This window comes from Pseudomonas sp. (assembly GCF_037994325.1).
Taxonomy (GTDB): Bacteria; Pseudomonadota; Gammaproteobacteria; order Pseudomonadales; family Pseudomonadaceae; genus Aquipseudomonas.
Genome location: NZ_JBBNAH010000747.1, coordinates 1 through 21,815 on the forward strand (window position 1 = coordinate 1; position 21,815 = coordinate 21,815).

20 protein-coding genes are annotated in these 21,815 nt (G+C 60.3%); 10 read left to right on the forward strand and 10 right to left on the reverse strand.

Annotated elements, in window-relative coordinates; genetic code table 11:
* Positions 1-195: 195 nt before the first annotated feature.
* The 7 genes from AAAB16_RS25060 to AAAB16_RS25090 form a co-directional block, all read right to left on the reverse strand.
* Complete coding sequence (locus AAAB16_RS25060; protein WP_340665794.1) at positions 196-2,601, reverse strand: TonB-dependent receptor; 2,406 nt, start codon at positions 2,599-2,601, stop codon at positions 196-198.
* Between the two features lie 67 nt (positions 2,602-2,668).
* Positions 2,669-3,619 (reverse strand): FecR domain-containing protein, encoded by a 951-nt coding sequence (locus tag AAAB16_RS25065; protein WP_340665818.1) that lies wholly within the window; start codon positions 3,617-3,619, stop codon positions 2,669-2,671.
* On the reverse strand, positions 3,616-4,125 hold the full coding sequence (locus AAAB16_RS25070) for a sigma-70 family RNA polymerase sigma factor (protein ID WP_340665795.1): 510 nt from the start codon (positions 4,123-4,125) through the stop codon (positions 3,616-3,618). The genes AAAB16_RS25065 and AAAB16_RS25070 overlap by 4 nt, the downstream gene beginning before the upstream one ends.
* A 120-nt stretch (positions 4,126-4,245) precedes the next feature.
* Positions 4,246-5,391, reverse strand: a complete 1,146-nt coding sequence (locus AAAB16_RS25075) for an alkene reductase (protein WP_340665796.1) — start codon at positions 5,389-5,391, stop codon at positions 4,246-4,248.
* Between the two features lie 101 nt (positions 5,392-5,492).
* A complete protein-coding gene (locus AAAB16_RS25080) occupies positions 5,493-6,173 on the reverse strand; it encodes a type 1 glutamine amidotransferase domain-containing protein (protein WP_340665797.1) in 681 nt (226 codons plus the stop codon).
* A 112-nt stretch (positions 6,174-6,285) separates the two neighbouring features.
* Entirely contained in the window at positions 6,286-6,891 is a 606-nt protein-coding gene (locus AAAB16_RS25085) for a TetR/AcrR family transcriptional regulator (RefSeq protein ID WP_340665798.1), read from the reverse strand.
* Positions 6,892-6,956: 65 nt separating this feature from the next.
* The gene (locus AAAB16_RS25090; protein ID WP_340665799.1) at positions 6,957-7,487 is read right to left on the reverse strand and encodes a DUF3833 domain-containing protein; all 531 of its coding nucleotides are present in this window, start codon (positions 7,485-7,487) and stop codon (positions 6,957-6,959) included.
* Between the two features lie 303 nt (positions 7,488-7,790).
* Here AAAB16_RS25090 and AAAB16_RS25095 point away from each other — a divergent pair, with 303 nt between their 5' ends.
* From AAAB16_RS25095 to AAAB16_RS25140, 10 genes are all read left to right on the forward strand, one after another.
* The gene (locus AAAB16_RS25095; RefSeq protein WP_340665800.1) at positions 7,791-9,032 is read left to right on the forward strand and encodes an SfnB family sulfur acquisition oxidoreductase; all 1,242 of its coding nucleotides are present in this window, start codon (positions 7,791-7,793) and stop codon (positions 9,030-9,032) included.
* Positions 9,033-9,043: 11 nt separating this feature from the next.
* Complete coding sequence (locus AAAB16_RS25100) at positions 9,044-10,237, forward strand: SfnB family sulfur acquisition oxidoreductase (RefSeq protein WP_340665801.1); 1,194 nt, start codon at positions 9,044-9,046, stop codon at positions 10,235-10,237.
* Positions 10,237-11,601 carry an LLM class flavin-dependent oxidoreductase gene (locus AAAB16_RS25105; RefSeq protein WP_340665802.1) on the forward strand — a complete coding sequence of 455 codons (1,365 nt, stop codon included), beginning with the start codon at positions 10,237-10,239 and terminating at the stop codon, positions 11,599-11,601. Before AAAB16_RS25100 ends, AAAB16_RS25105 begins: the two co-directional genes overlap by 1 nt.
* 31 nt (positions 11,602-11,632) lie before the next feature.
* Positions 11,633-12,433 carry a MetQ/NlpA family ABC transporter substrate-binding protein gene (locus AAAB16_RS25110; RefSeq protein ID WP_340665803.1) on the forward strand — a complete coding sequence of 267 codons (801 nt, stop codon included), beginning with the start codon at positions 11,633-11,635 and terminating at the stop codon, positions 12,431-12,433.
* A complete protein-coding gene (locus tag AAAB16_RS25115) occupies positions 12,434-13,546 on the forward strand; it encodes an ATP-binding cassette domain-containing protein (RefSeq protein WP_340665804.1) in 1,113 nt (370 codons plus the stop codon).
* On the forward strand, positions 13,536-14,180 hold the full coding sequence (locus AAAB16_RS25120; RefSeq protein WP_340665805.1) for a methionine ABC transporter permease: 645 nt from the start codon (positions 13,536-13,538) through the stop codon (positions 14,178-14,180). The genes AAAB16_RS25115 and AAAB16_RS25120 overlap by 11 nt, the downstream gene beginning before the upstream one ends.
* 449 nt (positions 14,181-14,629) lie before the next feature.
* Positions 14,630-15,208: an FMN reductase gene (msuE, locus tag AAAB16_RS25125; protein WP_340665806.1), complete on the forward strand. Its 579-nt coding sequence runs from the start codon at positions 14,630-14,632 to the stop codon at positions 15,206-15,208.
* Positions 15,209-15,218: 10 nt separating this feature from the next.
* Positions 15,219-16,370, forward strand: coding sequence for an FMNH2-dependent alkanesulfonate monooxygenase (gene ssuD / locus AAAB16_RS25130; protein ID WP_340665807.1), 1,152 nt, complete (start codon positions 15,219-15,221; stop codon positions 16,368-16,370).
* 123 nt (positions 16,371-16,493) lie between these two features.
* Positions 16,494-17,681, forward strand: a complete 1,188-nt coding sequence (locus AAAB16_RS25135; protein ID WP_340665808.1) for an acyl-CoA dehydrogenase family protein — start codon at positions 16,494-16,496, stop codon at positions 17,679-17,681.
* Between the two features lie 8 nt (positions 17,682-17,689).
* A complete protein-coding gene (locus AAAB16_RS25140) occupies positions 17,690-18,790 on the forward strand; it encodes a sigma-54 dependent transcriptional regulator (protein ID WP_340665809.1) in 1,101 nt (366 codons plus the stop codon).
* Between the two features lie 169 nt (positions 18,791-18,959).
* Here AAAB16_RS25140 and AAAB16_RS25145 read toward each other — a convergent pair whose 3' ends face one another.
* The 3 genes from AAAB16_RS25145 to AAAB16_RS25155 form a co-directional block, all read right to left on the reverse strand.
* Positions 18,960-19,682: an ABC transporter ATP-binding protein gene (locus AAAB16_RS25145; RefSeq protein WP_340665810.1), complete on the reverse strand. Its 723-nt coding sequence runs from the start codon at positions 19,680-19,682 to the stop codon at positions 18,960-18,962.
* A 2-nt stretch (positions 19,683-19,684) separates the two neighbouring features.
* A complete protein-coding gene (locus tag AAAB16_RS25150) occupies positions 19,685-20,515 on the reverse strand; it encodes an ABC transporter permease (protein ID WP_340665811.1) in 831 nt (276 codons plus the stop codon).
* Between the two features lie 69 nt (positions 20,516-20,584).
* The gene (locus AAAB16_RS25155) at positions 20,585-21,601 is read right to left on the reverse strand and encodes an aliphatic sulfonate ABC transporter substrate-binding protein (protein ID WP_340665812.1); all 1,017 of its coding nucleotides are present in this window, start codon (positions 21,599-21,601) and stop codon (positions 20,585-20,587) included.
* Positions 21,602-21,815 lie beyond the last annotated feature (214 nt).

Sequence of the window (21,815 nt, forward strand, 5' to 3'; positions counted from 1 at the left end):
CCACAAGACCGCTACCTGGCGTTTGAAACAGACTTCGTCGCCAGACTGCCGCCGTTTGCCGCGATGGTGAAAGCCAAAGGCGGCGAAGTTCTGCGCTTTGAATAGCGCGCTGGTTCGACGGGAGCGCTGTGGGGCGCTAGGTTGGGCTTGGCCTAGGGCTCAACCCAACCTACCTCGCTCGTACTGTCTCCCGGGTTAAAAACCAAGCGTGGCCGAGAGCAAATACGTTCTAGGGGTGGACAAGCTCAGCCCCGGTTCGCTGTCGTCGGAGGCGCCGGCGGAGATCCAGTATTGGTCGTCCAGTACGTTTTCCACGCTGGCGCGCAGGGTGACGTCTTTCTCGGAGACTTTGAAGGCGTAGCGTGCGCCGATATCGAGACGTTCCCAGCCATCAATTTTCTTGCTGTTGGCTTGGTCCAGGTATTGCGAGCTGGAGTGAATGGCGCGGCTGGTCAGGGTTAGCCCGGACACCGTCGGCACATCCCACTCGGCGCCCAGGTTGACGTTGTATTCCGGCGTGGCCGGCGCGCGGTTGCCGTCGGCGATGCCGCCCACGGTGCCGGTCAGTTTGCTGTCGATGTACATCACACCGCCGAGCAAACGAAAACCCTGCAATGGTTCGCCAAATACGCTGAGTTCGATGCCTTTGTTCTCGCGTTTACCGTTGGGGCCAAAATTGCGCGTGGTGGCGTTGGTTTCATAGGCGGGTTGTTTGAGGCGGAAGGCGCTCGCGGTCAGGCCAAAGCTGCCGAGGTCGTACTTGGCGCCCACTTCAATTTGGCGGCTGATAAAGGGCGGGAAAATTTCGTCGGAGTTGCGTGCCGTTGACGGCGCGATCTTGCCTTGGCTCAGGCCTTCCATATAGCTGGCATACAGGGAGAACTGGTCGGTGACCTTGAACACCACGCCGCCCGAGGGCGAGACTTTTTCTTCGTCGTAGGCGGTGGCGCCTTTTGCGTTGTTGGTCCAATCGTCGACCTTTACCCGCTGCCAGCGCGCGCCCAAGGTGAGCAGCAGCCGTTCTTCGAAAAAGCCCAGGGTGTCGGACAGCGCGACGCCGGTGTAGCGGTTCTCGGTGTACACCTCGGCGTCGGGGCGCACGATGGCGCTGGGTGTCGGTGTGGTCACCGGGTCGTAGAGGTTGCTTGGCGAAGCCGCATAACGGGCGCCGCCGTTGGTGAAGTCCATGTAGAAGTAGCTGGCTGCCAGATTGACTTCGTGGCTCACCGGGCCGGTGTCGAACCAGTTGCGCAGGCCGGCTATACCGGTGCGTACCGATTCGTCGCGGGTGAAGTCACGCGGCTGCACGCTAAAGTCGCCGGCATCGTTGCTCACGGGCACGTTGTGGCGCAGAAAGGTGTGGTCGCTTTCGCGGGCGCCGACGGCGGCATAGGCCATCAGCGAATCACTGAGGTCGTACTCGCCGTTTACCGCGGCAAAGGTGTCTTCGGTGCGCGCCTTACTCCACGGTTGCGCGTAGTTGCGGTGCACGTCTTTGGCGTCCGGCACCTTGGCAGTGGCGCCGATCAGCACGCGTTCTTGCGGGGCGTCGGTGTCGCGCTCGGTGTGGCCGATATCGGTCGACAGGCGCAGCCGCTCGCCACGGAAGTCCAGGCCGACAACGGCCATATCACGGTCAACACTTTGGTGGTCCCACGTGGTGTCGCCGGACTGTTTCACGCCGTTAAAGCGCAGGCCAAACTGATTGCCTTCACCGAAGCGCCGGCCGATATCGATGGCGCCGCCCACCTGGCTATCGGAGGCATAGCTGGCGGTGAATTCGGTCAGGGCTTTGTCGCCTGCGCGCTTGGGCACCACGTTGATGCCGCCGCCCACGCTGCCGCGCGGCGAGATGCCGTTAATCAACTGGCTGGCGCCACGCAAGATGTCTACGCGGTCGGCCATTTCCATATCAATGGAATAGGTTGGCAGCACGCCGTACAGGCCGCTATAGGCAACATCGGTGTTGAACAGACTGAGGCCGCGAATGGTGAACTGTTCGTAGCGCCCGCCCGCCGGGTTAGTGGAGCGTACGGCCGGGTCGCTGGCGACCAGATCATTAAGGGTGCGCGCTTGCAGGTCTTTCACCGTTTTGCTGGTGTAGCTGGTCATGCTGAACGGCGTTTCCATAAAGTCCCGCGAACCCAACAGCCCTTGCGAACCACGGCGCGCAACTTGGCCGCCGGCATAGGGGTCGCCGTCGTTGCTTACCGAGCTGCTCATGATGGTGATCGGACCCAGTTCCATGGCGCCGTCTGCTGCAGCGGGCACCAAGGTGTAGGCGCCCTCGCTGACTGGTTGCAGCTGCAAGCCGCTGCCCTGGAGCAGACGGGCAAAGCCCTCCTCCACACCGTAAGTGCCGGACAGGCCGCTGCTGTTACGGCCGCTCACCAGCGCCGGGTCTACCGACAGGTTGACGCCGGCCTGGCTGGCGAAACGGGTTAATGCCGTGCCCAAGGCACCGGCTGAAACCTCGAAGCTACGCTTGGCAATGTCGTCAGCCCAACTGGCAGAAATCAGTAACGGGCTGGCACTGAGGCTAATGATCAAACTCAAGCGCGAAGACGCTCGGCTGAAACGGCGAGGCGATACTGCTGGCATGGGAGAGAGCTCTCGTTTTCTGTTCACTTAGCTGGAATGACCGGCGAGGTGAAAAAAAGGGACAGGCTCATGCCATATTTTTTCGCGGTACCAGGGTGACCCAATAGCGGGTGCGCGCCTGCACCTCCACCGGCAGCGTGGCCGCCAGCAGTTGCAGCACGTTATCGGTGTTGTCGAGACGGAAGCTGCCCGTAACGCGCAGCTGTTCCAGCTCGGGTTCCCAGCGCAATAGCCCTGGGCGGAAGCGGCGTAGCTCACGGAGGAAATCGCCCAGGGGTTGGTTTTCCGCAAGCAGAACGCCGTCACGCCAACTGGGGCGGGAGGCATCAAAGCTGCTGACGGGGCCAGCGCCAGTTGCCGTCAGGCTCACCTGCTGGCCTTCACGCAACAGCAGTTCGGCACCAGCTAAGGCTTGCAGTTGAACCACGCCGCTGAGCACTGACACCTGGCAGCTCTGCTCATTGAGCCGTACACACACCTCACTCCTGCTCAGCAGCACCCGGCCAACTGGCAGATGAAGCGTAAGTGGCGTGGCGCCGGGCACCTTGAGGGCGATTTCGCCGCGCAGCACGGTAACGGCACGCTTGCCGAGGTCGACATTGACCGCGCTATCGGTGTTGAGCTGCAACAGACTGCCATCAGCCAAACGCACGGTTTTTTGTTCGCCGATGGCGGTGTGCAAGTCCGCCGTCCACACGTCCAGCGGCAATTGTCGGCTCAGTAACCACGTAGCAGGCACCAGCGCGGCAATACCGAGGGCGCGTTTAATCGCGGCGCGGCGGGCCAGATCAGGACGATCCAGCGCGGCCATGGCCAACTCGGTCGGCAGGCCGGCAAAACGCTGACGTAGTTGTTGGGCGCGTTGCCAGGTCTGTTCGTGGTGAGCGCTACTGCTGCGCCAGTGTTGCAGACGGATATGGTCGTCCGCCGTCGCCGCACCCGACTCCACCAGCGCTAACCACTGCGCCGCCGCGCGGGCGACGGCAACGGCGTCGCTATTGGCCGCCGAAGGCATCAGAGCTCAACCAACAGACAATGCTCGTAAGCCTGGGCCATATAGCGTTTTACCGTGCGCTCGGAAACCTGCAACCGTTTGGCAATCTCGCGATAACCGAGGCCTTCCAGTTGGCTCCAAAGAAACGCACGGCGAACTGCAGCGGGCAAACCATCGAGCAATTCGTCCAGCGCTTGCAGGGTTTCCAGTAGCAGCCAACGCAGCTCGGGCGACGGCACGCTGTCTTCCGGCAATTGCGCCAAAGCCTCTAGATACGCCTGTTCCAGGCTGCGGCGGGCGTAGAAATTATTGAGCAGGCGTTTACCGACGGTTAACAAATAAGCCCGAGGCTCACGCAAGTCGGCCAGCTGTTGCGAGCTGGCCAATACGCGCACAAAGGTATCTTGGCTGAGATCGGCCGCATCCCAGGCATTGCCAACGCGCCGACGTAGCCAGGTTTCCAGCCAGCTTTGATGGTCGCGGTACAACGTGCTGAGGTGGGTGTTGGACGGTGTAGCGGCTTCAATCATCTGGAATGGCTCTGCATACGTAGCAAATGAGAGTCATTCTATTTAACCTCAGCAGCTGGTCCCCCGTCCATTCTTGCTTTTAGGCGGGCGTGCGGTGTTCGATTCACCCGCTATGACGCCCTAGCACAGCGCCTCTTCGCGTTCTTCGGCGTAAAACGGGTAATCGGTAAAGCCCTCCTCCGTGCCGCCATACAGCGCTGCGGCATTTAACCGGTTGAGTGGCCAGCCGTTGGCGATACGGGCTGGTAGGTCCGGGTTGGCAATAAACGGACGACCAAATGCAATAAGGTCGGCCAACCCGGCTGCCACCAGCGGCGCGCCGCGTTCGGCGGTGTAGCGACCGGCGTAGATGATGCGGCCGCTAAAGGTGCTGCGTACGTCGCGGCGAAAGACTTCGGGTAAATCCGGGGCGTTGTCCCAGTCCGCTTCGGCGATCGACAGGTAAGCAATGCCCACCTCCTCCAACACCTTGATGGCTTCTATATACGTGCCGTGCGGGTCGTCTTCGACAAAGCCGATATACACGCGGTCCTGGTCTGTGCTGGTAAACAACGGGGTAAAGCGCACACCCAGGCGGTCTGGGCCGACCACTGCGCTAACGGCCTCAACCACTTCGCGCAGAAAGCGCAGACGGTTGGGCAACGAACCGCCGTATTCATCGGTGCGTTGGTTGGCGTGATGGGAGATGAACTGGTTCACCAGGTAGCCATTTGCGCAGTGGATTTCCACGCCATCGAAGCCAGCCGTCAGGGCGTTTTTTGCTGCCTGGGCGTAGAGCGCGACCAACTCGTTGATCTCAGCAACGCTCAGCTCGCGCGGCATTGATGGCTCGACCAAGGTGCCACTGTTCGGCCCGGTTTCGATAAAGGCTTTGACCTTCAGCGCTTGCAACGCCGAGGGCGCGATAGGCGCGGCGCCATCCGGTTGCAGGGCGGTGTGGGAAACCCGGCCGACGTGCCAGAGCTGGGCAAAAATCACCCCACCCTTGGCATGCACGGCGTCGGTCACCTTGCGCCAGCCAGCGATTTGCTCATTGGTATAGATGCCCGGCGTCCAGGCGTAACCCTGGCCGCGCGGTTCAATTTGCGTGCCTTCGGTGACGATAAAACCGGCGCTGGCGCGTTGCTGGTAATACAGTGCCATCAAGTCGGTGGGTACATTGCCCGGCTGGCCGCTGCGTTGGCGGGTAAGCGGCGGTAAAACGATACGGTTTTTCAGGGTGTGGCGGCCCAAAGTAATAGGCTGCATAAGTGCGCTGTGCGGCATGGCTCAGTGTCTCGATATGGAATTGGCTGTTACGTGGCGCGGTAAAAACGCCGAAGAGGCTTGGCGCCGCCGCGCATAAACGGCGGCGCCAACAGCAGGATTTAGGCCGCCAGTTGTTTAAGCAGCACGGTTGCCGCTTCGGCCGAGGATGCCGGGTTTTGCCCGGTGATCAGCAGGCCATCAACGACCACATACGAACCCCAGTCCGGACCTTGGGAATACACGCCGCCTTTGGCTTTCAGTTCGTCCTCCACCAGGAACGGCACGATATCGGTCAGTTGCACCGCGGCTTCTTCGCTGTTGGTGAAACCGGTGACTTTTTTGCCTTCGACCAATGGCCGGCCGTCCGCTGTTTTTACATGACGCAGCACGCCTGGCGCGTGGCAAACAAAGGCCACGGGTTTGTTGGCAGCGATAAAGGCCTGAATCAGCTCAATCGAGGTTTGGCTTTCGGCCAAATCCCACAACGGGCCGTGGCCGCCTGGGTAAAACACGGTGTCGAAATCGGCTTGGGAAATGCTGTCCAGGCGCAGGGTGTTGGCCAGTTGCGCGGTGGCATCGACGTCGGCTTCAAAACGGTGGGTTTGTTCGGTTTGGAAGTCTGGCTCGTTGCTTTTCGGGTCTAGCGGCGGTTGGCCGCCGTTAGGCGAGGCCAACACCACTTCAGCGCCGGCGTCTTTAAAGGCGTAATACGGCGCGGCCAATTCTTCCAGCCAGAAACCGGTTTTGCGGCCGGTGTTGCCGAGTTGATCGTGGGAGGTCAGAACCATCAGAACTTTCATGTTGTATCTCCTATTTCTATTAAAGTTCAGGTCTAAATTAGACCAGTCGTCTAGTAACTAAGCGTAAAAAAAGGCACTTACGCGAAGTGCCTACAGCACGGTTGCCGAAGGCTTACTCGGACACGTGCAGGATCTTGCGGGTAGTAAGCATCGCCGTATCAAACGGCTGCAGCGTGCGCACAATCTTCACCATCAAACTCGCGCCCATCCACAGCTGGTACAGGCTTTGCGCGGCGCACTCCGGGGTCTCATCGACCGCTAGCGAGCCCTCTTCCACCCCGGCCGTAATGGCGCGGGCCAAACGTTCAACAACGCCAGCGGTGCCGCGCTTTAACTCAAGGCGCATCGCTTCGGACAAATCCGCTACTTCCGCACCCAGCTTCACCGCCAGGCATTTACCTTGGCACTCATAAAAGGACTGCGTGTGCTGCCAGGCGTTCCAATAACTCATCAAGCGCTGTGCCATGTTCTGGTTTGGCTGGCTCAGGGTTAGCTCAAGCTCGGCCCAGTAGCTGTCAAAGTAGCTTCTCAGCATCGCTTCGCCAAAGGCGTCTTTGGAGCTGAAGTAGTGATAGAACGAGCCTTTGGGCACGCCCGCCGTGAGCAGAATTTCATTCAAGCCGACCGCCGAAAAACCCTTGCCGGCCATGATGCGTTGGCCAGTAGCGAGGATGTTTTCGCGAACATCGGTAATTTCAGGGAGGGCTGAATTCGTCATGGAGGCTACCTTAGCCATAATTAGACCAGTCGTCTAGTGCAGATTTAGCTGAGTGAGTAAGCGCCCTACTCGGCCGGCTGCTTACGGAAAAACAACGTCACCTGGCCTAACTCAAAGCCAAACTTGGTCATATACGAGCGATTGGCCAAAGTGTTTTCGTCGAGCATATACATCCAGTCGTCGAAGTTGACCTCATACACCTTGCCGTCCACCGGCAGGCTCAACACGTACTGCCAGCGCAGGGCGTTGCCGGACACCTCACCGATGGCCTCCCCCACTACGTCATCCGCGCGGCCACGCCAGCGGCCGGGGCCGTCCTGTGTCAGGGTCCAGACGCGATGCTGTTTGGTGCCGTCGCTATAAGTAAAGCGCTCATCCAGAACGAACTGCTCGCCCTTGGGGTAGCCGTTGATATCGACATGGAAACGCTTGATCACTTCACCTGAGCGTTTTTGAAACATACCCCACGCCTCAACCTTACCGCCGAAGTACTCGCGCAGCTCCAGGGTCGGTTTCTCGTCTTTGTAGTGCTGTACGTCGATATCACTGCAGCTGGCCAAGCCTAGGCAGGCCAGAAGCACAAGGTGTTTAAGCATGGAGGGGTTCCTCAAAGTAGCGGTCGAGTGCAAGTCAAACCTTATACAACTTCGAATACTAGTACAGGTATTTCATCTTATTGCCTGTGCCACTGGCTAATTGCCCTGCCAATACGCCTTCTATTATTATTCCAAAAAGCACGTTTATTCATTGCGAATACACGTTTAGCTTATATGTACCGGACCACCGGACCTTCTTCAACCTGACAGCACCGCTCTAGCGCGGCCTGTTTAATGAACCGAGGCAGCTATGGTCCGCCATCCCCAATTGATCGCCGTTGTGCAGCGCCAGGTGCCGCGCTAATGGCAAACCTGAACCACGGCCACCCACAAAGCGATATCGATACCGCCCCGCCGCTATTGCCCGCTCAGGTGCTGCGCAATGACGCCCAAGCCCTGCAAGCGGCCTACGAATTAGCCAGCGTGGCCCGCGAATATGCGGCGCGCCGCGACAGCCAGCGCAAGCTGCCCTGGGCCGAGATTGAACTGTTTACCCGCAGCGGCCTTGGCAGTATTGGCGTGCCGCGCGAATACGGCGGCCCGCAGCTGTCGTTTGTTACCTTGGCCAAGGTGTTCGCGATTATTTCCGCCGCCGACCCGGCTCTGGGGCAAATCCCACAGAACCAAGTGGGCATTCTTAACCTGATTCTTGGCTGCGGTAGCGAGGCGCAAAAACGCCAGTTACTCACCAGCGTGCTGGACGGCTGGCGTATCGGTAACGCCGGCCCCGAGCGCGGCACCAAAGACACCCTCACCCTTAAAGCCCGCATCACTGCCGACGGCGACGGTTACGTTATCAACGGCCAGAAGTTCTATTCCACCGGTGCCCTGTACGCCCATTGGGTGGCGGTAAAAGCGTTGAACGACGAGGGCAAACAGGTGCTGGCCTTTGTCCGTCGCGGCACACCGGGCTTGCGCATTATTGATGACTGGTCCGGCTTTGGTCAGCGCACCACCGCCAGCGGCACCATCTTGCTTAACAACGTGCGGGTCGACGCCGATTTAGTGCTGGATAACTGGCGGGTTAATGAGTCGCCGAATATTCAGGGCGCGGTTTCGCAACTGGTGCAGGCGGCGATTGACGCCGGTATTGCCCGTGGCGCGATTGACGATGCCATCAGCTTTGTTCGCGAGCGTTCGCGGCCCTGGGTGGATGCCAATGTCGAGCGCGCCAGCGACGACCTCTATGTGATTGCCGACATCGGCAAACTGAAAATCGAGCTGCATGCCGCCGAAGCGCTGCTGCGTAAAGCCGGCCAGGTGCTTGATCAAGTCAACGCCGCGCCCATTACTGCTGAGTCCGCCGCCCTGGCCTCGATTGCCGTGGCTGAAGCGAAAGCGCTGAGCACCGAAATCGCCCTGCAAGCCAGCGAAAAGCTCTTCGAACTGGCCGGCAGCCGCGCCACCCTCGCCGAATTCAACCTCGACCGTCACTGGCGCAATGCCCGTGTGCACACCCTGCACGACCCGGTACGCTGGAAATACCACGCTATCGGCGCCTACCGCCTAAACGGCACGTTGCCGGCCCGGCATTCCTGGATTTAAGCGAGCACGCCATGTCTATCTCTTCCCACGCTGCCGTAATCAGCAGCGACGAACAGGCGCTGATCATTGCCAGCGACCTGGCCGACGATTTCAAACGCGATAGCGCCCTGCGCGACCGCGAACGCCTGTTGCCGCATGCCGAACTCGACGCCTTTTCCCGCTCCGGCCTATGGGGCATCAGCGTGCCCAAGGAATACGGCGGCGCGGGTGTGTCCAACGTCACCCTGGCCAAAGTGATCGCCCTGATTGCTGCGGCCGATGGCTCGCTGGGGCAGATTCCGCAAAACCACTACTACGCCCTGGAAGTGCTGCGCGTAAACGGCACGCCAGCGCAGCAACAGCGCTTATACGGCGAGGTGTTGGCCGGGCAGCGTTTCGGTAATGCCCTGGCCGAACTGGGTACTAAAACCGCCCATGACCGCACCACCCGCCTCACCCGCGACGGCGCCGGTTTCCGCATTAACGGCCGCAAGTTCTACGCCACCGGCGCGCTGTATGCGCAGCGCATTCCCACCTCGGTGATTGATGAACAGGGCGTGCAGCAATTGGCCTTTGTTCCACGCAACAGCCAAGGCTTAAGCGTGATTGACGACTGGAGCGGCTTTGGCCAGCGCACCACCGGCAGCGGTTCGGTGGTATTCGAAGACGTGTATGTCGCCGCCGACGATGTGGTGCCCTTTCAAAGCGCCTTTGAGCGCCCTACTCCGGTTGGCCCGCTGGCGCAGATTCTCCATGCAGCTATCGACACCGGCATTGCCCGCGCAGCTTATGAAGATGCGCTGCACTTTATCCGGCACAAAACCCGGCCATGGATCGACGCCACCAGCAACATCGCCAGCGAAGACCCGCTCACACTAAAAAGCCTCGGCCAACTGAGCGTGCGCCTAAGCGCTAGCGAAGCGTTGCTGGAGCGCGCCGGTGAATTGCTCGACAGCGCCCAGGCCAACCCCAACGCCGACAGCGTGGCCGCCGCCTCCATTGCCGTGGCCGAAGCGCGGGCCATCAGCACCGAAACCTCGCTGCTGGCGGGCACCACCTTGTTTGAACTGGCCGGCAGCCAAGCCACCTTGGCCGAGCACGGCCTGGACCGCCACTGGCGCAACGCCCGCGTGCACACCCTGCACGACCCGGTGCGTTGGAAATACCACGCCGTGGGCAACTACTACCTCAACGAGCAAAACCCACCGTTGCGAGGCACCCTCTAATGAGCACGCCGGAGACTAAGAAAAAGATCCTGCTCAACGCCTTCAACATGAACTGCATCGGCCATATCAACCACGGCCTGTGGACCCATCCCCGCGACAATTCCACCGCCTACAACACGGTTGAATACTGGACCGAACTGGCCCAGCTATTGGAGCGCGGTTTGTTCGACGGGCTGTTTATTGCCGATATCGTTGGCGTGTACGACGTCTACCAAAACTCGGTGGACGTCACCCTGAAAGAATCCATTCAACTGCCGGTCAACGACCCGCTGCTGCTGGTCTCGGCCATGGCCGCGGTGACGAAAAACTTAGGCTTTGGCCTCACCGCCAACCTCACCTACGAAGCGCCCTATCTGTTTGCTCGCCGGCTTTCCACCCTCGACCATTTAAGCCGTGGCCGGGTTGGTTGGAATATCGTTACCGGCTACCTCGACAGTGCCGCCAAGGCCATGGGCCTGACCGAGCAAATCGAGCACGACCGCCGTTACGACCAGGCCGATGAATACCTGGAGGTGCTGTACAAACTCTGGGAAGGCAGTTGGGAAGCCGGCGCGGTTATCAACGATCGCGAGCAGCGCATCTATGCCCAGCCGAGCAAAGTGCACAAGGTCGAGCACCACGGCGAGTTCTATCAGGTTGAGGGTTACCACCTCTGCGAACCCTCGCCGCAACGCACACCGGTGTTGTTCCAGGCCGGTAGCTCCGAGCGCGGTTTGCTCTTTGCCGGGCGACATGCCGAGTGCGTGTTTATCAGCGGGCAGAACAAAGCCTCCACCAAGGCGCAGGTCGACAAGGTGCGCGCCAGTGCCGTAGCCGCCGGGCGCAAGGCCGATGATGTGAAGCTGTTTATGGGTATCAACGTGATCGTTGGCGCCAACGAAGCAGCGGCGCGGGCCAAGCTCGCCGAATACAAACGCTACGCCAGCGCCGAAGCCGGTGTGGCGCATTTCTCTGCCTCCACCGCCATCGACTTTTCCCAGTACGAACTGGATGAACCGATCCAGCACGTCAAGAGCAACGCCATCCAATCGGCGACCAAAATTCTGCAAAACAACGACTGGACCCGGCGCAAATTGCTCGACCAACACGCCCTCGGCGGCCGCTATATCACCTTGGTGGGTTCCCCCCAACAAGTGGCGGACGAACTGGAAAGCTGGATCAGTGAAACCGGGCTGGACGGCTTCAACCTCACCCGCATTGTCACCCCGGAAAGCTACGTCGACTTTATCGACTTGGTCATCCCCGAATTGCAACGCCGCGGCTCGTACAAGACCGCGTACGACACCGGCACCCTGCGCGAAAAGCTCTTCCATGGCGCCGCGCAATTACCCGACCAACACACCGGCGCGGCCTACCGCCGCTAAACCGGTACCCATTTATTCGAAGGAACCCGCGATGAAGAAAAGCACCCCACTCAAAGCCCTGGCACTGGCGCTTGGCCTATTCAGCAGCAGCACCTTTGCTGCTGACGAACCACTGAAAATCGGCACCACCGCTGCCTTTGCCATTCCCCTGGAAACAGCGGTAGCCGAAGCCGAGAAACAAGGCCTGAAAGTTGAATTGGTGGAGTTCACCGATTGGATCGCGCCCAACGTCAGCCTGGCCGCTGGTGATATCGACGTGAACTACTTCCAGCACATTCCCTTCCTGGAAAACGCCAAGGCTGCTGCTGGTTTTGACTTGGTGCCGTTCGCCCCCGGCATCATCAACAACGTCGGCCTGTATTCGAAGAAATACAAAAGCTTTGCCGAGCTGCCCGAAGGCGCCACCGTGGCTATCGCCAACGACCCCATCAATGGCGGGCGCGGCCTGCAACTATTGGCTAAGGCCGGGCTGCTTACCCTTAAACCGGGCGTCGGTTACAAAGCCACCGAAGACGACATTCTCACCAACCCGAAAGACATCAAGCTGATTCAGGTAGAAGCCGTGCAACTGGTGCGTGCCTACGATGACGCCGATCTGGTGCAGGGCTACCCCGCCTATATCCGCCAGGCGAAAAGCTTCGACGCCACCTCAGCATTGCTCTTTGACGGCCTCGACCACCCGGAATACGTCATTCAGTTTGTTATCCAACCGAAAAGCAAAACCGACCCGCGCCTGAGCAAGTTTGTCGATATCTACCAACACTCGCCGGTGGTGCGCGCCGCCTTGGATAAAGCCAACGGCACCCTGTATCAGCCAGGCTGGAAAAACTAAATGAGCGTGGTCAACCTGCCCCGCCAGCACACCGAGACCACTCGGCCGCCTGCGCAACACACCGAGCTGCACCCAGAGCTAAACAGTGCCCATGTGCGCTTTATCAACCTCAGCAAAACCTATGGTGATGTGCACGCCTTGCATGGCATCGACCTGGCGATTCCCCGTGGCGAAGTGTTCGGCATTATTGGTCGCAGCGGTGCCGGCAAGTCATCGTTGATCCGCACCATCAACCGCTTGGAGCAACCCTCCAGCGGCCGCGTACTGATCGACCAAGTGGACATCGGCGGCTTTGACGAAGACCGCCTGGTGGCGCTGCGCCGGCGCATCGGCATGATCTTCCAGCACTTCAATTTGATGTCGGCGAAAACCGTCTGGCAGAACGTCGAGCTGCCGCTCAAGGTGGCGGGTGTGGCCAAGGATGCCCGCCAACGCAAAGTACGCGAGCTGCTGGAATTGGTGGGCCTGCAAGACAAACACAAGGCCTATCCGGCGCAGCTTTCCGGCGGGCAAAAACAGCGCGTCGGCATTGCCCGCGCCCTGGTACACGACCCAGAGATTTTGCTCTGCGATGAAGCCACCTCGGCGCTTGATCCCGAAACCACCCAGTCGATTCTCGGCCTGCTGAAAGAGATCAACACACGCTTGGGCCTGACCATTATTTTGATCACCCATGAGATGGCGGTTATCCGCGATATCTGCGACCGCGTGGTGGTGCTGGAACATGGCCGGGTGGTCGAGCAAGGTCCGGTGTGGGAAGTGTTTGGCAACCCGCAGCATGAGGTCAGCAAAACCCTGTTGGCGCCGTTGCAGCATGGTCTGCCGGAAGAATTGCGCGAGCGTTTGCACAGCTACCCGGTGAGCAGCGATGCCGCCGTGGTGCTGCGTTTGCAGTTCACCGGCGGCAACAGCGAAGAACCCGACCTAGCCGCCTTGTTCGCCGCCCTCGGCGGCCGTGTTCGCCTGCTGCAAGGCGGTGTTGAACGCATTCAAGGGCACGCCTTGGGGCAACTGCTGCTAGCCGTTAGCGGCTCGGCACAAGACGCCGAACGCCTGCGCCAACGCGCGGGGCAATGGGCACAACAGGTGGAGGTAGTCGGCTATGAGGCTTGATCGTTTATGGCAGGGCGTGCTCGATACCTTTCTGATGGTCGGCGTGTCCTCGCTTATTGCCCTGCTCGCCGGTATTCCCCTGGCGGTCATTTTGGTTACCAGCGGCAAAGGCGGCATCTACGAAGCACCCAACCTCAACCGCGCGCTGGGTGCCTTTGTAAACCTGTTTCGCTCCATCCCGTTCTTGATTTTGATGGTGGCGCTGATCCCCTTCACCCGCTTGATCGTCGGCACCACCTATGGCGTCTGGGCGGCCGTAGTACCGCTGACCATCGCCGCTACGCCGTTCTTTGCGCGCATCGCTGAAGTGAGTCTGCGTGAAGTCGACCACGGCTTGATCGAAGCAGCACAAGCGATGGGCTGCCGGCGCTGGCATATCGTCTGGCACGTGCTGCTGCCCGAAGCGCTGCCCGGCATCGTCGGCGGTTTTACCATCACCCTGGTGACCATGATCAACTCCTCAGCCATGGCCGGCGCCATTGGTGCCGGTGGCCTGGGCGATATCGCCTACCGCTACGGCTACCAGCGTTTCGACAGCCAAGTGATGCTGACCGTAATTGTGCTGCTGGTGATTCTGGTCGCGGCTATTCAGTTCGGTGGTGACCGTTTGGCGCAGGTACTGAACAAGCGCTAGCAAAGCGCTTTAGCGGTTGATTTGCGCGGCCGCGTGTGTATCTGCAAAACACAGATATCCACACTATCTGTGCATAAGTCTGTGCATAGCACGCTACATGTAGTGGTTGGCGGGGTCTGGCTTGGGGGCGATCAGATAGCGATCAACTCGGGAAAATCGCGTGGTGCGTCTCGCACATCCACGCCCCTACAGCCGTAGGGTGTGCTGCGCGCCCCACGGGCTTACGCGCAAATCGCTGGGCGCGCCGACTAGCGTGCAAGTGTTTAACCAGCAACTGTTGCCCCAGCAACATCTTTCCAGCAATTCCCTGCTGCACAAACATCTGCGCCGCAGGGAATTACTCTACAGCCCCCGTATTCCGCGCCTGCCGGCGCTGGTACAGCTCTTGCAAAACCCTGTTTATCGCGCACCTCAGCCTGTTGCTGGCGCAACACCACAGGAACTTAGACATGACCGCTCCTCTTAACGTAATCGCCGTTGCCGGTAGCTCGTACCGGCCCTCGCGCACCTTGGTGCTCGCCGAAGAACTGTTGGCCCAGTTGGCTGAGCAATTGGGCCGCGAGGGGCATACGGTTAACGGCCAGGTGATTGAGTTGGGCAGCATTGCTCGCGCCGTGGGTGGCGCGCTGCAACGTAGCGAGTTGCCGGCTGAGATCGAAGCGCAGGTTAAGGCCATCGAAAGCGCCGACCTCCTGATCGTGGCCTCGCCGGTGTATCGCGGCTCTTACCCGGGCCTGCTTAAGCACCTGTTCGACCTGGTGGACATGAACGCCCTGATCGACACCCCAGTGTTGCTCGCCGCTACCGGCGGAAGCGAGCGCCATGCGCTGGTGATCGACCACCAACTGCGCCCGTTATTCAGCTTTTTCCAGTCACTGACCTTGCCAATCGGCGTCTACGCCAGCGAAGCCGATTTCACTAACTACCAAGTCAGCAACGAACTGCTGAAAGCCCGTATCCAGCTCGCTGTCGAACGTGCCGCACCGCTGTTCGCCGCGCGTTCCGCCACCCTGCAAAAAATTGCCTGAGGCCTTACTGATGAATGTGTTTTGGTTTCTGCCCACCCACGGCGATGGCCATTTTCTCGGTACCAGCCAGGGCGCCCGCCCGGTCACCCTGCCCTACCTCAAACAAGTGGCACAGGCCGCCGACAGCCTGGGCTACTACGGCGTACTGATCCCCACCGGGCGCTCGTGTGAAGACTCCTGGGTGGTGGCCTCGGCCTTGGCACCGCTTACCGAACGCCTGCGCTACCTGGTCGCGATACGCCCGGGGATTATTTCGCCCACCGTATCGGCACGTATGGCCGCGACGCTGGATCGCCTGTCGGGCGGCCGCCTGTTGATCAACGTAGTTACCGGCGGCGACCCAGACGAAAACCGTGGCGACGGTATTCACTTAAGCCATGCCGAGCGCTATGAGGTGACCGACGAATTCCTTAAGGTCTGGCGCCGCGTGTTGCAGGGTGAGTCGGTGGACTTCGCAGGCAAACATATCAATGTGCAAAACGCCAAAGCCCTCTACCCACCGATTCAGCAACCCTACCCGCCGCTGTACTTTGGTGGTTCGTCCGATGCCGCCCACGACCTGGCGGCCGAGCAAGTAGACGTCTACCTAACCTGGGGCGAACCACCCGCCGCCGTCGCCGAAAAACTCGCCGATGTGCGTGCCCGCGCCGCCAAGACAGGCCGCACAGTGAAGTTCGGCATTCGCCTGCATGTGATCGTGCGCGAAACGGCAGACGAGGCTTGGCAGGCCGCCAGCAAACTGATCGAACATATCAGCGACGACACCATTGAGTCGGCGCAAAAATCCTTCTCGCGCTTTGACTCCGAAGGCCAGAAGCGCATGGCCGCGTTGCATGGCGGGCGCCGCGACAACCTGGAAATTGCCCCAAACCTATGGGCCGGCGTTGGCCTGGTGCGCGGCGGCGCCGGCACGGCATTGGTCGGCGACCCGCAACAGGTAGCCGAAAGGATTAAGGAGTACGCCGACTTGGGCATCGAAAGCTTTATTTTCTCCGGCTACCCTCACTTGGAGGAGGCCTATCGCTTTGCCGAACTGGTCTTCCCGTTGCTGCCCGAGCCCTACGCCAGTTTGGCCGGCCGAGGCATCACCAATTTGACCGGGCCGTTTGGCGAGATGATTGCCAACGATGTGTTGCCCGCCAACAAACAGCAACGCGCTTGAGCGAGGCGTCACCTGCGCGACTCTGGGTTCACGCATTCGCGGGAACGACGCTAGTAAGCCCGTCGTCCCCGCGCAGGCGGGGACCCAGGCACGCAGATGCCGAGCCAAAATGAGGAATTCCGAGTGAGCAGCAACCCACAACCCGCCGTACTCAACCCCTTGCAAACCGCCCGGCAACTGGCCGCCGAGTTTGCCGAAACCGCCGTGGAGCGCGACCAACGCGGCGGCACGCCAAAGGCCGAGCGCGACGCCCTACGTGCCAGCGGCCTGCTGGCCTTGAGTATTCCCACCCAATTTGGCGGCATTGGTGGCAACTGGAGCGAAACCCTAACGGTGGTGCGCGAGTTCGCCAAGGTCGACAGCTCCATTGCCCACGTATTCGGCTTTCAACACCTGATGCTGGCCACCGTGCGCCTGTTTTCCCGCCCGGAACAGTGGCAACCCTGGTTTGAACAAACGGCACGCAAAAACTGGTTTTGGGGTAACGCCCTCAACCCGCTGGACACCCGCACCGTGGTGCGCAAGTTCGCTGACCACCGCGAGTTCTCCGGCAAAAAAAGTTTCTGCTCCGGCGCCACCGATTCAGAAATGCTGATTGCCTCGGCCATCGACGAAAGCGCCGGCGGCAAGCTGCTGATCGCCGCCGTACCGACGGCACGGACCGGCATCACCCTGCACGATGACTGGAACAACATGGGCCAGCGCCAGACCGACAGCGGCAGCGCCACCTTTGAACGGGTGCGGGTGGAAGAGTCCGAGCTGCTGCTTGATCCGGGCCCTCTCAGCACACCGTTTGCTTGCCTGCGTCCGTTGATTGCCCAGCTGCACTTCGCCCATATCTTTCTCGGTATCAGCGAGGGTGCCCTGGACGAAGCGCGTAACTACACGCTTAAAGAAGGCCGGCCATGGTTTAAATCCAAGGCCAGTTCCGTCAGCGAAGACCCCTATGTCATCCGCCACTACGGCGAATTCTGGGCCGCGCTGGAAGGCACCCGGCTCTTGGTTGAGCGGGCAGCCAACCTGCTGGACGAAGCCTGGCAAAAAGAACACCAACTCAGCAGCGAAGAGCGCGGCCACCTGGCCCTGGCGATTGCCGCTGCCAAGGTGTCAGCCACGCGCACCGGGCTGGATGTGTGTAGCCGCCTGTTTGAAGTAACCGGCGCCCGCGCCACCCACGCCTCACTGCGTTTGGACCGCTACTGGCGCAACCTGCGCACGCAAACCCTGCACGACCCAGTGGACTACAAAATCCACGAGCTGGGCGACTGGGCACTGAACCACACCCTGCCTACCCCGACTTTTTACTCATAGGCAAACCCATGCAACTGCTTACGCTCCCCGCTTCCCCCGCACTGGCAACCTCGATCCGGGCGACCGCACAGGTCTTTGAAGACCCCAAATCGCAGGCCCTTCTCGCCCACCTACAACAGGTCGCCCCCAGCGAGGCTAGCGTCCTGATCATTGGCGAGACCGGTACCGGCAAGGAATTGGTAGCGCGGCATATCCACAACCTCAGCCGCCGCAGCGGCGGGCCGTTTGTCGCGGTTAACTGCGGGGCGTTTTCCGAATCGCTGGTGGAAGCCGAACTGTTTGGCCATGAAAAAGGCGCCTTTACCGGCGCCCTCGCGGCCAAAGCCGGCTGGTTTGAAGAAGCCAACGGCGGCACCTTGTTTCTCGACGAAATCGGCGATCTACCGATGGCCATCCAGGTGAAACTGCTGCGCGTATTGCAAGAACGCGAAGTGGTGCGCTTGGGCTCGCGCAAAAGCATTCCCATCAACGTGCGGGTATTGGCAGCCACCAACGTCTTGTTGGAAAAAGCCATTAACGCCGGGCATTTTCGCGAAGACCTGTACTACCGCCTTAACGTCGTCAGCCTGCAACTGCACCCGCTGCGCGAACGCCCCGGCGATATCCTGCCGCTTACCCGCCACTTTCTGCGCAGCTACAGCGGGCGCTTGGGTTATGGCGACGTCCAGCTCAGTTTGGATGCCGAACGCAAGCTGGTGAGCTACGGCTGGCCGGGCAATATTCGCGAGCTGGAAAACGTCATTCACCACACCCTGCTGATTTGCCGCGATGACCTGATTCAGGCCGACGACCTGCGCCTGTCCAACTTGCGCATTGAGCGCCAGGACGAACAGGTCGCCACCGAGGAAAGCGCCGATGGGCTGCTGCAACGTGCTTTCCAACGCCTATTCGAAGAACAGGCCGGCGCGCTGCATGAAAAAGTAGAAGACGCGTTGCTGCGTGCGGCCTATCGCTTTAGCCACTACAACCAGGTGCACACCGCCAGCTTGCTCGGCTTAAGCCGTAACGTCACGCGGGCGCGGCTGATTGCCATTGGGGAATTGGTGGTGAACAAACGGCGGCCGGATGAGGTGAGGCAGGACAATCGGCTGCTGCATTTGTCGATTTGAGAGCACGGCAAGGTCCCCCCTCACCCTAACCCTCTCCCCGCAGGGGCGAGGGGACTGTATTTAGTTGTGGCGTCGCACACTGTTTTCTTCCTTATCGCGATTAGGCTCCCCTCTCCCGCTTGCGGGAGAGGGGCTGGGGGTGAGGGCAACAGCACACCCGATCGCGCGGCTAAATCACATGCGCCAACTGCAGCTCGGTCAACGCCTCAACTTTAAGACTGCCCAACTGCGAATCCCGCCGATCCCGCGGCCGCTGCAACGGCACCGCCAATTCCACGCGAATGCTGCTCGGCTGCTGGCTGCCCATCACCAGCACGCGGTCGCTTAAATACAGTGCCTCATCCACATCATGGGTCACCAGCAGCAAAGCAATGCCATGGTGCTGCGCCAATTGCAGCAGCAAGTCTTGCAACTTCATGCGGGTGAAAGCATCCACCGCGCTAAACGGCTCGTCCAAGAGCAACACCCGTGGCCGCGAGTACAGCCCGCGAGCCAGGGCAACCCGCTGCGCCATGCCGCCCGACAACTGCTTGGGCAATGCCTCAGCGAAGCCGTCCAGGCCCACTTCATTGATCAGCTGGCGCACCCACTTTTTATCGAACTGGTTGCCGGCGCTAAAGCCGATATTTTCTTCCACCGTCAGCCACGGCATCAGCCGCGGTTCCTGAAACACAAAGGCCACTTCGCCGCCCTGGGAGTCGCGACTGACCGCACCGCTAAATTCCCGCTCAAGCCCAGCGGCAATGCGCAGCAAGGTACTTTTGCCGCAACCACTGGGGCCAAGCAAACTCACCACTTCGCGCTCTTGCAGCTGCAGGTCGATATTGCGCAACACGGTGACGGCGGCGAATTGCTTGCGCTCCACGCGCACGTTCAATAAGGCGTCAGTCATGCTTAAGCCTCCCCACTGAAGGCATCACGCCAAGTTAAAAAATGGTTTTCCAGTTTGGCCAATACGCCGTCGCAGAGCTTGCCGAGCAAGGCCAAGACAATAATGGCCGCCAGCACGATATCGGGGCGCGAGGTTTCGCGGCCGTCGGTGAGCAAATAACCCAGGCCTTTGGTGGCCGCAATCAGTTCTGCGGCGACGAGAAACATCCAGGCCAAGCTCATGCCGCTGCGCAGCCCGGTGAACAACCCAGGCAGCGCCGCTGGCAGCAAAATGCGCCGCGCCAGGCGGGCGGAACTGAAGCCATACATTTGCCCTACTTCCACCAGCTTGCGGTCGATATTGCGGATCGCTGCCACGCCATTGAGGTACACCGGAAAAAACGCGCCAATGGCGATCAGCACCACCTTGCTGGTTTCATCGATGCCCAACCACAGCAGCAACAGCGGTACCCAGGCCAAGCTGGGGATCGCCCGCAAGCCGGCAAAAGTCGGCTCCAGATAAGCTTCGGCCTCGCGGCTTAAACCCACCCATGCCGCCGCCAATAACGCCAGACCGGCACCAATGGCAAAGCCCAATAGCACCCGCGCCACACTGGCGCCGATGTGTTTCCACAGCGGGCCAGCGGCAAGGTCGGTGAGGGTTGCAAAAATGTCGCTCGGCGCGGGCAATTGATACGGCGGCACCCAGCCGATGCGCACCACAAATTCCAGCAGCAGTAACGCCACTACCGGCAGTGCCAGGCCCTTGGCGCGCCGCTTCCAGGCGGCCGAATCGAAGCCCGGCTTCCAGTTGCGCTCGGCGGGCGCTGGCAGGGCTTTGCTTTTGCTCGTCATAGGGTTGTCCCTCTACGGAAAACGGCAAATCCGCGGCAAGCCGCGGACGCCTTTAACACCATGCACACCTTACTTGGCAGCAACGGCCTGCTTGCTGAACGACGGTTCAATCAACTGATCCACCACGGCATTAACATCCACGCCTTTGCGCACCAATTCCTCGGTCAGCAAAATCGGCGCCGCGGCTTTCAGCGCAGCAATATGTTCGGCACCTGGCTGCGAGTTGCTGAAGTCGGTACGTTGCAGTTGCAGCTTGGCCACGTCCAACGGCAGGCCGGATTCCTTGGAAAGAATCTGCGCCAGCTCTTCAGGGTTTTCTTGCGCCCACTTGCGGGCTTTTTCGTAAGCGGTGATCACCTTGTCGATGGCCTGCGGGTACTGCTGGGCAAACTTCTCGGTGACGTTGATTACGCCGTAGCTGTTGAAATTGACGTTGTGATAGAGGATGCGCGAACCGGCTTGCAGTTGACTGGCGGCCAGCAGCGGATCGAGCCCAGCCCAGGCGTCGACATCACCTTTCTCCAAGGCAGTGCGGCCATCGGCATGTTGCAAATGCACCAACTCCACATCGTTTTTGCTCAGGCCGGCTTGTTCCAGGCTACGCAGGGTAAACAGGTACGGGTCGGTGCCTTTGGTGGCGGCAATTTTATGGCCCTTGAGGTCGGCCACGGTTTTGATCGGCGAATTTTTGGCCACCACCAACGCGGTCCATTCCGGGCGGCTGGCGATGTACACGGTTTTGATCGGGCTGCCGTTGGCGCGGCTAAGCACAGCGGCCAGGCCTGCGGTAGAACCAAAGTCGATGCTGCCGCTGTTGAGGTATTCCAGCGCGCGGTTGCTGCCTTGGCTGAGGGTCCAAGTCACCTTGCTGCCCTCCCCCACGCTTTGCTCCAGCCACCCGAAATGCTTGAGCACCAGACTGGTCGGTGAGTAATAGGCGTAGTCCAGGCGCAGCTCTTTAGGCAAGGCATCCTGCGCCTGGGCGCCAGCGACCCAACCCAACGCGGCAGCCGAGGAAACCAGCGCCAGGCTGGCAGTACTGAAAAAACGAGCCAGACGGCTGCTGATACGCGGGGCGGTACCCATGGAAAACTCCTTGTGCTGAGAGGCGAAGCTTCTTTGCTTATGCCTGAAAGGCAGGTACGCAAAGAAAAACTCTATTCACAAGGAATATTGCAGCACTCATGCCAAGTGCTTTGACCGCTCTGGTACGGGCGTTTTAGGCGTTTAAGCCAGGGAATAGCTGTCACTCAGCCAACAGCCTGCTGATCAGGTGTTGCCACAGCAACAGTTGCACAGG